This window comes from Streptacidiphilus pinicola, assembly GCF_003258295.1.
GTDB classification, from domain to species: Bacteria; Actinomycetota; Actinomycetes; order Streptomycetales; family Streptomycetaceae; genus Streptacidiphilus; species Streptacidiphilus pinicola.
Window position 1 is genome coordinate 1 of sequence record NZ_QKYN01000173.1, and the last position, 13,001, is coordinate 13,001.

Annotated in this window: 13 protein-coding genes; 9 read left to right on the forward strand and 4 right to left on the reverse strand. The window is 74.4% G+C overall.

What is annotated here, in order from left to right:
• Nucleotides 1-316: hypothetical protein (locus tag DN069_RS34075; protein ID WP_111507110.1), on the reverse strand; the 316-nt coding region annotated here is incomplete at its 3' end.
• Nucleotides 317-474: 158 nt separating this feature from the next.
• Here DN069_RS34075 and DN069_RS34080 point away from each other — a divergent pair.
• The 5 genes from DN069_RS34080 (at nucleotide 475) to DN069_RS34100 (ending at nucleotide 4,921) form a co-directional block, all read left to right on the forward strand.
• Nucleotides 475-1,377: an ABC transporter ATP-binding protein gene (locus DN069_RS34080; protein WP_111507111.1), complete on the forward strand. Its 903-nt coding sequence runs from the start codon at nucleotides 475-477 to the stop codon at nucleotides 1,375-1,377.
• A complete protein-coding gene (locus tag DN069_RS34085; RefSeq protein ID WP_111507112.1) occupies nucleotides 1,374-2,147 on the forward strand; it encodes an ABC transporter permease in 774 nt (257 codons plus the stop codon). Before DN069_RS34080 ends, DN069_RS34085 begins: the two co-directional genes overlap by 4 nt.
• A 17-nt stretch (nucleotides 2,148-2,164) precedes the next feature.
• Complete coding sequence (locus tag DN069_RS34090) at nucleotides 2,165-3,394, forward strand: sensor histidine kinase (RefSeq protein WP_133260139.1); 1,230 nt, start codon at nucleotides 2,165-2,167, stop codon at nucleotides 3,392-3,394.
• The gene (locus DN069_RS34095; RefSeq protein WP_111507114.1) at nucleotides 3,391-4,044 is read left to right on the forward strand and encodes a response regulator transcription factor; all 654 of its coding nucleotides are present in this window, start codon (nucleotides 3,391-3,393) and stop codon (nucleotides 4,042-4,044) included. Before DN069_RS34090 ends, DN069_RS34095 begins: the two co-directional genes overlap by 4 nt.
• Before the next feature lie 166 nt (nucleotides 4,045-4,210).
• Nucleotides 4,211-4,921, forward strand: a complete 711-nt coding sequence (locus tag DN069_RS34100; RefSeq protein WP_111507115.1) for a maleylpyruvate isomerase family mycothiol-dependent enzyme — start codon at nucleotides 4,211-4,213, stop codon at nucleotides 4,919-4,921.
• Between the two features lie 22 nt (nucleotides 4,922-4,943).
• On the opposite strand, the gene DN069_RS34105 is transcribed toward DN069_RS34100, so the two are convergent.
• Nucleotides 4,944-6,179 (reverse strand): cytochrome P450 family protein, encoded by a 1,236-nt coding sequence (locus DN069_RS34105; protein ID WP_111507116.1) that lies wholly within the window; start codon nucleotides 6,177-6,179, stop codon nucleotides 4,944-4,946.
• 92 nt (nucleotides 6,180-6,271) lie between these two features.
• The gene (locus tag DN069_RS34110; protein WP_111507117.1) at nucleotides 6,272-7,447 is read right to left on the reverse strand and encodes a M48 family metallopeptidase; all 1,176 of its coding nucleotides are present in this window, start codon (nucleotides 7,445-7,447) and stop codon (nucleotides 6,272-6,274) included.
• 61 nt (nucleotides 7,448-7,508) lie between these two features.
• On the opposite strand from DN069_RS34110, the gene DN069_RS34115 reads away from it, so the two are divergent.
• The gene (locus tag DN069_RS34115) at nucleotides 7,509-8,081 is read left to right on the forward strand and encodes a hypothetical protein (protein ID WP_111507118.1); all 573 of its coding nucleotides are present in this window, start codon (nucleotides 7,509-7,511) and stop codon (nucleotides 8,079-8,081) included.
• A 24-nt stretch (nucleotides 8,082-8,105) separates the two neighbouring features.
• Here DN069_RS34115 and DN069_RS34120 read toward each other — a convergent pair whose 3' ends face one another.
• Entirely contained in the window at nucleotides 8,106-9,005 is a 900-nt protein-coding gene (locus DN069_RS34120) for a LysR family transcriptional regulator (protein ID WP_111507119.1), read from the reverse strand.
• 170 nt (nucleotides 9,006-9,175) lie between these two features.
• Between DN069_RS34120 and DN069_RS34125 the strand changes: the two genes are divergently transcribed.
• The 3 genes from DN069_RS34125 to DN069_RS34135 are packed head-to-tail and all read left to right on the forward strand — an operon-like array spanning nucleotide 9,176 to nucleotide 12,998.
• Nucleotides 9,176-9,730, forward strand: a complete 555-nt coding sequence (locus DN069_RS34125) for a (2Fe-2S)-binding protein (protein ID WP_111507120.1) — start codon at nucleotides 9,176-9,178, stop codon at nucleotides 9,728-9,730.
• Nucleotides 9,727-12,138, forward strand: a complete 2,412-nt coding sequence (locus DN069_RS34130) for a xanthine dehydrogenase family protein molybdopterin-binding subunit (protein ID WP_243640140.1) — start codon at nucleotides 9,727-9,729, stop codon at nucleotides 12,136-12,138. The genes DN069_RS34125 and DN069_RS34130 overlap by 4 nt, the downstream gene beginning before the upstream one ends.
• Nucleotides 12,135-12,998 (forward strand): FAD binding domain-containing protein, encoded by an 864-nt coding sequence (locus DN069_RS34135; RefSeq protein WP_111507121.1) that lies wholly within the window; start codon nucleotides 12,135-12,137, stop codon nucleotides 12,996-12,998. Before DN069_RS34130 ends, DN069_RS34135 begins: the two co-directional genes overlap by 4 nt.
• Nucleotides 12,999-13,001 lie beyond the last annotated feature (3 nt).

Genomic DNA, 13,001 nt, shown 5'->3' on the forward strand with positions numbered 1-13,001 from the left:
GGGTGGTCGGGGGTGGGGCGACGCGGCGTTCGGTGGCGATGGGCTGGTCGTAGTCGGCGCGGGCGATGGCGTCGATGGTCTGGGAGTCGTCGAAGTCCTCGGAGCCCGGGATGGCGGGGACGAAGCCGACCAGCATGCCGTCCCGCATCACCTGCGCCTCGAGGGTGATCGTGTCGTCGGTGTCCCAGAGGGCCTCCCGGCCGTCGGGCAGGACGACACGGACGCCGATCTGGTAGACGCCCTCGCGGGCCAGGTGGGCGTCGACGCCGCGATCCCGCAGCGCGTCCACGACTCGCAGCGCACGGTTCTCTTCCATGGGCCCACCATAACGGGACGGATCATCCGCTCTCCTCAGAAAATGCTGAGAATCGGGGCGCGAGCAGCCCGCCTACATCCCCGGGAGTAGGCGGGCCGCCCGGGGACGCATCCGGTGTCCGACGCGGCGCGGGGCCCGTGCGGCGCACGATCGGTGCCATGGAAACAGCCATCGCCCTGGACCGGGCGACCAAGCGCTTCGGCGAACTCACCGCTGTCGACGCCCTGAGCCTGGAGATCGGGCGCGGCGCGACCGTCGCGCTGCTGGGCGCCAACGGCGCGGGAAAGAGCACCACCGTCGCGATGCTGATGGGTCTGCTGCAGCCGGACGCGGGCCGGGTCACCGTCGCCGGGCGCGCGCCGCGGCAGGCCGTCGTCGAGGGCCGGATCGCGGCGATGCTGCAGGACAGCGGGCTGATGCCCGGCGTCACCGCGGCGGAGCTGGTCGGGCTGGCCCGGCGGATGTACCCGGCGCCGCTGCGCGTCGAGGAGGCACTGGAGCTGGCCGGACTGCGCGAGCAGGCCAGGCGCAGGGTGGAGCGGATGTCCGGCGGCCAGGTGCAGCGGCTGAAGTTCGCGCTGGTCGCGGTCGCCGGCGCCGACACCATGCTGCTGGACGAGCCGACCCGCGCCCTCGACGTGCAGGGCCGGCGCGAGTTCTGGGCGGCGATGCGCAACTGCGCGGCCGCCGGCCGGACCATCGTCTTCGCCACCCACTACCTCGACGAGGTCGAGGAGAACGCCGAACGCGTCGTCGTCCTGGCCCGGGGCCGGATCGCCGCGGACGGCACGCCCGCGCGGATCCGCGAGGCGGGTGGCCGAGCGGTGGTGCGGTTCCGCGTCCCCGCCCACGAGACGCTGCCGACGCTGCCCGGCGAGGTCGTGCGCGAGCACGGCTGGGCGACGGTCCGCTCCACCGCGCCCGACGACGTCGTGCGCCGCCTGGTCGGCTCCGGCGCGGACTGGAGCGACCTGCGGGTCTCTCCCCCGAGCCTGGACGAGTCCTTCCTCGCCCTGACCGGCTCCACCCATCCCGCCCACGAGGAGGCGCAGGTCCGATGACGTTCCACCTCTTCCGCCTCGAATGCCTGCGGATGCTGCGCGACCCGCGCTACCTCGCCCTCGCCGTCGTCGCCCCGATCGGCTTCTACCTCCTCTTCGCCACCATCTTCGGCGGCGACCCCACCCAGCCGGGCGAGCTCAAGGGCACCGTCGAGATCATGGTCGCGATGGCCGCCTACGGCGCGATCTGGGGCGCCCTGTCCGCGACCGGGCCCCGGCTCGCGCACGAGCGCAGCAGCGGCTGGCTGGAGCAACTGCGCTCCATGCCGGTGACGGCGCGTCACCTGCTCACCGCCAAGATCGCCGCCGGGCTCGCCGTGGCCCTGCCCGCGATCGTGCTGGTCTGCGTCACGGCCGCCGTGGCGAAGGACGTGCGGCTGGCGGCGTGGCAGTGGGCCGCGCTGGTGCCCGCGATGTGGCTGGGTACGCTGCCGTTCGCGCTGCTCGGGGTGGTCGTGGGGCTGCTGGTCGGGCCGGAGGCCGCGTTCCCGCTGAGCTACGGCCTGTACATGGCCGCGTCCGCGCTCGGCGGCCTGTGGGTCCCCCCGGCCCGGCTGTCCGCGCCGTTGCAGGACGTCGCACACACCCTGCCCACCTACCGGCTGGCCGACCTCGGCTGGCGCATCGCCGCCGGGCACGCGCCGACCTGGGCGGACGTGGCGGTCCTGGCCGCCTGGTGCGCGGGCTTCGCGGCGCTCGCCGTCCTGGCCCAGGGCAGGCGTCCGCGGCGAGCCCGGACCGGCGCGGCCTCTGCCGCGGCCGTCGGCTGACCGCCTACGCTGCCACCGTGGTCAACGCCTGGCTGGTCGGCATCCGGAGGGGGCTGTTCACGGCCGACCCGTCCACCGCGCCGAGCGCGGTGGACGTGCTCGTCGTCGGCCCCGTCGCGCTCTTCGCCTGCTTCGGCGTCTGGGCCGAGCAGCACTACACCGCGCACTCCTACCCCTGGGCGCCCGGCGCCTACCTGCTCGTGGCGGCCGCCGCGCTGCCGCTGCTGTGGCGCAGGCGGCGACCGGTCCTGGCCGCCGCGCTGTGCCTGGCCGGTGTCGCCGGCTACAAGCTGGCCGGCTACCCGGGCCTGGCCCCGGCCGTGCTGGTCTTCCTGGCCTGCGCGAGCCTGGGGCTCTACTGCGAGCGGCACGGGCTGCGGTACGCCCTGCTGGCGACCGCCGTGGTCTGGGCGCTGCCGACGCTGCCGCCCAACTCGCTGCCCTGGTACGCGCTGGACGTGTCGATGCCCGCGCTCTCCTACGGCGCCGCCAGCGTCGTCGCGCACTCCGCGCGCCGCCGACGCCTCGAACACGACGCGCGGCTGCGCGAGGAGGCGGCCGCCGCCGAGGAGCGCCTGGGCCGCCGCCTGGCCGAGGAACGCCTGCGGATCGCCCGCGAGTTGCACGACGTGCTCGCGCACACCATCTCGGTGGTGGCGGTGCAGAGCAATGTCGCGCTCGACGCGCTGGCCACGGCCCCGCCCGACACCGACGACGCCCGCGAGGCCATGCTCCTGGTTCGCGGTGCGGCCCGCCAGGCGATGCCGGAACTGCGCGCCGCCCTCGATCTGCTGCGCGGCCAGGCCGGCGCGGCGGACGGCCGCCCGCAGCCGGGCCTGGGCCAACTCGACGAACTGGCGTCCCAGTTCCGCGACAGCGGACTCGCGGTCACGCTGCGGGTGCCGGACGCGGCCCGGGAACTGTCGCCGCTGGTGCAGCTCACCGCCTACCGGATCGCGCAGGAGGGCCTCACCAACACCCTGCGCCACGCTCACGCCCGCGAGGCCACGGTCACGGTGTCGCGCGAGGGCGGCGACACGCTGGTCCTGCTCGTGGCCGACGATGGGTCGGGCGGCGAGGGCGCGATCGGTGCGGGCGGCTCCAGCGGGGCCGGCGGCACCGGCGGCGGGTTCGGGCTGCTCGGGATGAAGGAACGGGCCGAGGCCCTCGGCGGGCGGGTCGAGGCGGGGCCGCGACCGGGCGGCGGCTGGCTGGTGCGTGCCGAACTACCGTGGGAGATCTCGTGATCCGCGTCCTGATCGCCGACGACCAGGCCCTGGTCCGGGCCGGGTTCCACTCGCTGCTCGACCGCGCCGACGACATCGAGGTCGTCGGGGAGGCGGTGGACGGCCTCGACGCCGTCGCCCAGGCCGCCCGGCTGCGGCCGGACGTGGTGCTGATGGACGTGCGGATGCCCCGGCTGGACGGCATCGGTGCCACGGAACGCATCGTCGCGGACCCGGAGTTGGCGGCGACCCATGTCGTCGTGGTGACCACGTTCGAGCTCGACGAGTACATCCACCGCGCGCTGCGCGCGGGCGCGAGCGGCTTCCTGCTGAAGGACCTCGACCCGGACGAACTGCGGCGCGCGGTACGGGTCGTGGCGGCGGGCGAGGCGCTGCTCGCGCCCAGCGTGACCCGCCGTCTGATCGGCACCTTCACCCGCCGGGGCACCGCACTGCCGCCCGGACTCGCGGCCGCGGGCGCCATGTTGACCGACCGCGAACGTGAGGTCGTCGCCCTGGTCGGGCGCGGCCTGAGCAACGAGGAGATCGCGGCGGAGCTGGTCATCTCGCCGGCCACGGCCAAGACCCACGTCTCGCACGCGATGACCAAACTGGGCGCCCGCGACCGGGCCCAACTCGTGGTCTTCGCCTACGAGACGGGCCTGGTCTGAGGCCCGGCCGTGGGCGAGGATGCGGCCGTCGGCGGCGTAACCGGTGACGGAGATCTGGATGGGTCCGTTGCCGGGCAGGCTGGGGCCGAGTGCCAGGAACGCCGCCCAGCCCGTGTGGCCGTTTCCGGTCGCCGGTGCCACCGGTCGAACCGGCTAGGCTTCGATCATGGACGACTCATCGCAGAGTCCCGAGGACGTGAAGCGACAGGTCCTGGCCGCACACGCCCGCGTGCTGGAGCTCGTCGACGCCGTGGACGACGCGCGGATGGCCGCCCCTTCCGCGCTGCCCGGCTGGTCGCGCGGGCATGTCGTGCGGCATCTCGCGGACAATGCGCGCGCCTTCGACCGGCAGGCGCGGCTCGCGCTGAAGGGCGAGCTCACCGACATGTACGACGGCGGCGTGGCCGGCCGTGACCGGTCGATCGAGGAGCGCGCGGCCCGCTCCGCCGCAGTGCTGCGCGAGGAACTGCGGGAGACGCAGCGCGCGCTGGAGGAGACCTGGGACACGTTCGCCGTCGAGGACTGGCAGCGTTCCGTGCGGTTCCGTCAAGCCACCGTCCTCGCCACGCTCTTCGCGCGCTGGCGCGAGGCGGAGATCCACGCGGTGGACCTGGCCCTCGACTACCGGCCCCGGGACTGGTCCCCGGCCTTCGCCCGGCACGCGCTCGACTTCCTCGCCCCGCGAGCCCCCGAGGGCACGCGCCTGGTCCTGCGGGCCACCGACCACGACCTCACCCGCGCCCTCGGAGAGGGAACGACGGTCGAGGTCTCCGGCACGCTGGGCGACCTCGCGGCCTGGATGGCCGGCCGCGACGCCGACGGCACGCTGGAGACGTCGGCCGATTCCCTGCCGCGGCTCGGCCCGTGGCCGTCCTGAGCCACGCCCGCCCGCGCGTCCTTCAGTAGGACACCGGCAGGGCCACCAGGCCGCGCGCCCGCATCGAGGGACGCCACCGCAGGTCGGCGGGCGCGGCGGCCAGGGTCAGCGACGGGAACCTGGCCAGCAGCGCGTCGAGGGCGATCTCCGTCTCCATCCGGGCCAGTGGGGCGCCGACGCAGTAGTGGATGCCATGGCCCAGGGTGAGATGCCCGGTCGCAGCGCGGTCGAGGGCGAGCCGGTCCGGCTCGGCGAAGCGCTCCGGATCCCGGTTGGCGGAGGCGATCGACAGCAGGACCGTCTCCCCCGCCGGCACGGTGACGTCGCCGAACTCGACGTCCTCCAGCGGGAAGCGGCGGATCGACAGCGGCGCGGGGGTGTCGAACCGCATCAGCTCCTCGACCGCCGCCGGCAGCAGCCCGGCGTCGGCGCGCAGCGCGGCCAGCTGCTCGGGGTGGGTGAGCAGCGCCAGCACGGCGTTGCCGATCAGCTGGACGGTGTTCTCGTAGCCGGCGAAGAGGATCAGGAAGGCGAGCGAGAGCAGTTCGTCCTCGCTCAGGCGCTGCCCCTCGTCGCGCGCCTCGATCATCGCGGAGAGCAGGTCGTCGCCGGGCTGCGCGCGCTTCCCGGCGATGAGCGCGGTCAGGTAGGCGAACATGCCGCCGATGGCGGCCTTGGCCAGCTCGGGCCGGGAGGGGTCCGGGGCGACCAGCACGTCGGTCCAGGCGCGGAAGTCGCGGCGCTCCGACTCCGGCACGCCGAGCAGGTCGCAGATCACCACGATCGGCAGCGGGGCCGCGTAGGCGGCGACCAGGTCCACGGGGCCTTCGGCCGGGAAGGCGTCCAGCAGCGTCTCGGCGGTGCGGCGGATCGGCGCGCGCAGCCGCTCGACGCGCTGCGGGGTGAACGCCTGCGAGACGAGCCGGCGGATCCGGGTGTGGTCCGGCGGATCCATGTTGAGCAGGTTCGCGTCGAGCGCGGGCGGCAGGCGCATGCCGGCGTAGTTGCCGGGCAGCGCGTGCTGCTTGTCCAGCGACAGCCGCGGGTCGGCCAGCCCGCGCCGCACGTCCTCGTACCGCGTGACCAGCCACGCGGGCCGCCCGTCCGTCCCACTGACCCGATGCGCCGGCCCCTGCTCGCGCAGCGCGGCGTAGGCGGCGTGCGGGTCGGCGACCAACCGGGCGGTGATGTCCGAGGCGGAGCGTTCTGACGACGTACCGGTGGCGCCGGACGGCCCGAGGGGCGCATGGGATGACATGCGCACAGCCTAGATGATCGGTTCCAAGGGGCCCTGGGCTGCGCGTTGTTGCGATCCTGCCGCACCGGCCGGGAAAACCGCTGTCGGACGGCTCAGTGGACGCCGAGCCGGGGCGGGTCCGGGAGGCCGTGGTTTCGCGCCCAGGCGCGGGCCTGGGCGATGCGGGACGTGGTGGGCGGGTGGCTGGCGAACAGCGTCACGGCGAGCGGGTGGGGCGCGAGGTCGGCGATGTTGACCACCGCGAGGCGCCGCTGCATCGCGACGACCGTCTCCGGAGCCCGCGTCAGATCCAGCGCGTAGGCGTCCGCGCGGGCCTCCACCTGCCGGCTGCGCGCGTTGTAGACCGGCCCGGCGACCGCCCCGCCGACCGTGCCCAGCGCCATGACCAGCGCCAGCGAGCGGGGGTCGGACGCGTGCGCGACGCCGGCGGCGGCGAGCAGCGGCGACCAGTGCAGGGCGGCCGCGAGCACGCAGACGGACGCGGCCGCGCCGAGCGCGCCGACGAGGGTGCCGTGGAGCACGTCGCGCCGTGCGGCGTGGCCGAGTTCGTGCGCGGCGACGGCGGCGACCTCCGGCGGGGCGGCCTGCTCGACGGTGGTGTCCCAGACGACGACGCGCCGGGTGCGGCCGATCCCGGAGACGTACGCGTTGACCGCGCTGGTGCGCCGCGAGGCGTCACTGACCAGGATGTCCCGGACCCGCACGCCGGAGGCTCCGACCATTGCCGTGAGCGCGGCGCGCAGCTCACCCTCCGGCAGCGGTGTGAAGCGGTTGAACAGGGGCTCGACCACGACGGGCAGCAGGAACGACATCGCGACCACCAGCGCCGCCGCGCCGATCGCGGCGAGCACCCACCAGGTGTCCGGCAGCCACCGCATCAGCGCGTACAGGACCACGGCGACACCCGCGAACAGCACCGCGCCGATCCCGAACCCCTTCGCCGCGTCGGCGGCGAACAGCCGCCACGACCGTCGCGACAGACCCCACCGCCGGTTGACGACCTCGGCCCGCAGCGACAGCGGCAGTCCCAGCACCAGCAGCACCAACTGCAGCGCGACGGCCCCCAGCGCGGCGGTGGCCACCCATCCCCCGCCGCCGACCCGCCCGGCCTGCCGCACCAGCCCGGCCCCGACCGGGGTGAACCCGAGCACGAGCGGCACCACGAGTCCGATCACCATCGACCCGTACCGCAGCGGCGCCACCTCCCGCTTCCGCGCCCGCGAACGCGCGATCTCGGCCGGGGTGAAGTCGTCCTCCAGAGCAGACATGGGACCTAGTGTGGGGGAACCGGAGCCGACGAACCGCACTCATGCTCGCGAGGGAGCCGTCATGGAGCTGCACAACCCTGCGCCCGTCACCGTCGACCAGGTGGTGCACGCCTTGTCGGTGTTGGGGCAGGAGGTCGTCGCGGATCCGGAGTTCCGGCCCGACGGGCCGACCGAGGACGATCTGCCGGAGCTGCTGGGCGGGCTGCTGGGGCGGGTCGAGTACGAGGTGGCGATCGTGGTGGACCCGGCGGACGAGCCGCCGAGCGCGCTGTCGCAGTTGCAGGACGGGTGGCGGGCCGAGAGCGACGACCCGGACGTGCACCGGGCGGTGCTGGTGAACCGGCTGCAGCGGACGGCCTTCGACGTCGGTGCGGCGCTGGGTGAGGAGACCGGGGAGGAGGAGCCCGACGAGGACGAGGAGGAGGTGGGTCCGCCCGGCGTGGCGGGGGCCGCCACCTGCGCGCTGGCCTCGGCGGAGCTGCTGGCCGCGCAGGCCGCCGTCGACGAGGGGCACGCCCGTGAGGCCCACCGGGCGCTGGACTCCGTGGAGGGCTTCCTCGCCCAGGCGCTGCTCACCGCGCATCTGCTGCGGCTCCAGCTGCGCGCCGAGGAGGAGGACGAGGACGAGGACTGAGCCGGGTCGCCGGCCCACCCGGTCTCAGCCCACCGGCAGCAGCCCTGGTCGCAGGGGCGCGGAGCGCAGCGCCCGGATCAGGGCCCGGACCGCGCCGGTCCGGGCCAGGTCCGCGGTGGTGACGTAGCCGACCTGACGGGTCGGCCCCTCGGGGCCGAGGTCGGTGCGGGAGACCTGCGCGGGCAGGTCGACCAGGGAGAGCCAGGGCATGACGGACATGCCCAGTCCCTGGGCGACCAGCGAGAGGGCGAAGACGTCGTCCTCGGCCGAGAGGCCGCCGCCGGGGAGCCAGTCCTGGTCGCGCCACCAGTCGCGGGTGTAGGAGCCGCAGTTCTCGACCCAGTCGACCAGGGGCAGCGCGCGGGGGTCCGCGGCGCCCGCGGGATGCACGAGCGCGTAGGGCTCGCGGAACAGGGGGGTCGCGACCAGGCCGGGCAGGGGCGGTGCGCTGTGGTCGAGGGTGGCGATGGCGAGGTCGGCGCGGCCGTCGGCAACCTCGCCGGCGGTGCCGCGCCCGATCTCACGGACGATCACGACCTGTGGTTCCAGGCCCGGATGCTGTCGCCGTAGGCCACCGAGGACGGCCGGGAGCAGCTGGGTGGCGGCGCTGCGGAAGGCGGCGATGCGCAGTGGGCCGGTGATCTCCTCGGTGCCCCGGGCGGTGGAGCGGACCTCGGCGGCGAGGGTGTCCAGCATCCGCAGCACGCGGCGGGCGTGGGCGACGGCGCGTTCGCCGGCCGGGGTGGGTGCGGCGCCGAGGCGGCCGCGTTCGAACAGGACGGCGCCGAGTTTGCGCTCCACCGTGCGAACGGTGTGGGAGACCGCGGACTGGGTCGAGCCGAGTTGCTCGGCGGCGCCGGTGAAGCTGTGCGCGCCGGCGACGGCGACCAGGACGCGGAGCTCCTGCGGGAGTAGATCGGCCATGGCCGCAGCGTAGCGCCGGTTTCCAGGAGAACCTCTCCTCACCGTCGTGCGGGTGGCTGCGGAGGCCTAGTGTGGGGGTATAGCCGGATTTCTGCCGTTTCGGGCCCTGGGTCGCAGGACCCGAGTTCCCAGGAGGGCAGATGGTCTCACCAGCGAAGGACCAAGCACCCATGCCCCGGGCGTCCGTCGCCCGGATCTCCGTGAACGTCGACGGTGTGGACCACCGGGACGAGGTGGAGCCTCGTCTGCTGCTGGTCCACTACCTGCGCGACACCCTAGGCCGGACCGGGACGCCGATCGGCTGCGACACCGGGAACTGCGGTGCCTGCACCGTCGATCTGGACGGCGCCACCGTCAAGAGCTGCCAGGTGCTGGCCGTCCAGGCGGACGGCGGGCGGGTGACCACGATCCAGGGGCTGGCCGGGCCGGACGGCGCCTGGCACCCCCTGCAGACGGCGTTCCACGAGCAGCACGCGCTGCAGTGCGGGTACTGCACGCCCGGAATGATCATGGCGGCGCGGGATCTGCTGCGGGAGACGCCGGACCCGACCCCGGAGCAGGTCCGTGACGCGCTGGAGGGCAACCTCTGCCGCTGCACGGGCTACCAGAACATCGTTCGCGCGGTGCTCGCCGCGGCGGCCGAGCTGCGCCGGCAGGGTGCGCCCGAGCCGCGGGGGCAGGGCGTGGACGTCCCGCAGGTGAGCGGTCAGGAGGCCCCGGCATGAGCACGGGCATGACCGGCCGGACGGAGCAGGCTCCGGTCCGGGAGGTCGGGCGCGCGCGGACCCGCAAGGAGGACGCGCGGCTGGTGACGGGGCAGACCACCTGGACCGACAACATGACGGTCCCGGGCCTGCTGCATGTCGCGATCCTGCGCAGCCCGCTCGCCCACGCGCGGATCGAGCGTGTGGACGCGTCCCCGGCGCTGGAACGCGAGGGCGTGGTGGCCGTCTTCACCGGCGCCGACCTGGCGGCGGGGCTCGGATCGCTGCCCTGCGCCTGGCAGGTGACGGAGGACATGATCCTGCCGGAGCACCCGGCGGTCGCGGTGGACGAGGTGCGCTACGTCGGCGACCCGGTCGCGGTCGTCGTGGCTCGCGACCGCTACGCGGCGGCGGACGCGCTGGAGGACGTGTGGGTGGACTACGAGCCGCTGCCGCCGGTGCTGGACCTGGAGGCGGCGCTCGCCGAGGACGCGCCGCTGGTCCACGCCGACAAGGGCAGCAACCGCTGTTACACCTGGCCGCTGGTCTCCGGCGACTACGAGACGGCGAGAGGGCAGGCCGACGTCGTGCTGCGCCGTCGGCACCACCAGCAGCGGCTGATCCCGAACGCGATGGAGCCGCGCGCCTGCGTGGTCGTGCCGGTGCCGTCCACCGGGGAGTACACGCTGTACTCGTCCACGCAGATCCCGCACATCGTGCGGATCATGATGGCGCTGACCACCGGCATCCCGGAACAGAAGCTGCGGGTGGTCGCCCCCGACGTGGGCGGCGGCTTCGGGTCGAAACTGCAGGTCTACGGCGAGGACGCGATCTGCCTCGCGCTGGCCCGGACGCTGGGGCAGCCGGTCAAGTGGACGGAGTCGCGGTCCGAGAGCTACCAGGCACAGCACCACGGGCGCGGCCAGATCCAGGACATCGAGCTCGCCGCGACCAGTGACGGGCGGCTGCTCGGGATGAAGGCCGACATCCTGGCCGACATGGGCGCCTATCTGATGATCATCACCCCAGGTACGCCGCTGCTGGGCGCGTTCATGTACCCGGGCATCTACAAGATGGACGCCTACGACTTCCACTGCACGGGTGTCTTCACCACCCGCACCCCCACGGACGCCTACCGCGGCGCGGGCCGACCGGAGGCGACGTTCGCGATCGAGCGGACCATGGACGAGCTCGCCGCCGAGCTGGGCCTGGACCCGCTGGAGCTGCGCCGTCGCAACTGGATCCGGCACGAGGAGTTCCCGTTCACCACCGTCGCGGGCCTCACCTACGACAGCGGCGACTACGCGGCCGCGACCGACCGCGCGACGGCGCTCTTCGGCTACGCGGACCTGCGTGCCGAGCAGCGGGCTCGCCACGCGAACGCGGACCCGGTGCGGCTCGGCATCGGCGTGTCCACCTACACCGAGATGTGCGGCCTGGCCCCGAGCCGGATCCTCGGCTCGCTGCGCTACGCGGCGGGCGGCTGGGAGGCGGCGTCGATCCGGGTGCTGGCGACCGGCAAGGTCGAGGTGATCACCGGCACCAGCCCGCACGGGCAGGGCCATGTGACGGCGTGGAGCCAGATCGCCGCCGACGTGCTGGGCGTGCCGTTCGAGGACGTCGAGGTGATGCACGGCGACACCCGGGTCGCGCCGCAGGGCATGGACACCTACGGCTCGCGCTCGCTGGTGATCGGCGGGATCGCGGTGCACGAGGCGGCTCTCAAGGTCGTCGCCAAGGCCCGCAAACTGGCGGCGCACCTGCTGGAGGCGAGCGAGGACGACCTCGACTTCGCCGACGGCGTCTTCTCGGTGCGCGGCTCGCCGGACGCGCGCAAGACCATCCAGGAGGTGGCCTTCGCCGCGTTCGCCGCGCACGACCTGCCCGAGGGCATGGAGCCGACGCTCAACGCGGAGCACCTGCTGGACCCGGACAACTTCTCCTACCCGCACGGCACCCACCTGTGCGCGGTGGAGGTGGACACCGAGACGGGCGCGGTCGCGATCCGCTCCTACGTCTGCGTCGACGACGTCGGACGGGTCGTCAACCCGATGATCGTGGAGGGCCAGGTGCACGGCGGCGTCGCGCAGGGCATCGCGCAGGCGCTGTACGAGGAGGCCGTCTACGACGACGCGGGCAACCTGGTCTCCGGCACCATGGCCGACTACCTGGTCCCGGCCGCGCCGGACCTGCCGGACCTGGTCACCGACCGGACCGAGACCCCGGCCACGTCCAACCCGCTCGGCGTCAAGGGCGTCGGGGAGGCGGGCACGATCGCGTCCACCCCGGCGGTGGTCAACGCGATCATGGACGCGCTGCGGCCGCTGGGCGTCCGCGACGTCCGGATGCCCTGCACGCCGGAGCGGATCTGGCGGGCGGTCAGGGAGGCGGCGGACTCGGAGAGCTCCCGGAAGGAGGACGCGTCGTGATCCCCGCGAAGTTCGACTACGCCCGTCCGCAGAGCGCGGAGGAGGCCGTGCGCGTTCTCGCGGACGCCGGACCGGAGGCGAAGGTGCTGGCCGGCGGCCAGAGCCTGCTGCCGATCCTGCGTCTGCGGCTGTCCTTCCCCGAGCTGCTCGTCGACGTCGGCGCCCTCGGTGCGCTGCGTGGCGTCCGCGAGGAGGGCCAGGAGCTGGCCGTCGGCGCGCTGACGACCCATCACGACATGGTCCACGACCCGCTGGTGCGCGCGCACGCCGGGCTGCTGGCCCGGGCGGCGGCCACGATCGCGGACCCGGCCGTGCGCCACCGCGGCACGCTCGGCGGCTCGCTCGCCCACGCCGACCCGGCCGGGGACCTGCCGGCGGTCTGCCTGGCCATGGACGCCACCATGGTCGCGCTCGGCCCGCAGGGCTATCGCACGATCCCGGCGGCGGAGTTCTTCGTCGACTACCTGCAGACGGCGCTGCGGCCGGACGAGCTGCTGACCGAGATCCGCTTCCCGGTCCTGGACGGCTGGGGCTACCACTACGAGAAGTTCCACCGCACCGCCCAGGCCTGGGCGGTGGTCGGGGTCGCGGCGGCGGTGCGCCGCGAGCGGAACGGCGGCGGGATCGCCGAGGCGCGGGTCGGGCTGGTCAACATGGGCGCCCGTCCGCTGCGCGCGCACCTGACGGAGACCGCGCTCGCGGGCGCGGAGCCGACACGGGAGACGATCGGGCGCGCCGCGACGATGGCCGCCGAGGGCGCGCATCCGCCGACGGACCTGTCCGGGTCCGCCGAGTACCGTGAGCACCTGGCGCGGGTGCTGACCCGGCGCGCGCTGCTGGCCGCGGCCGGAGCGGCCTGAGGC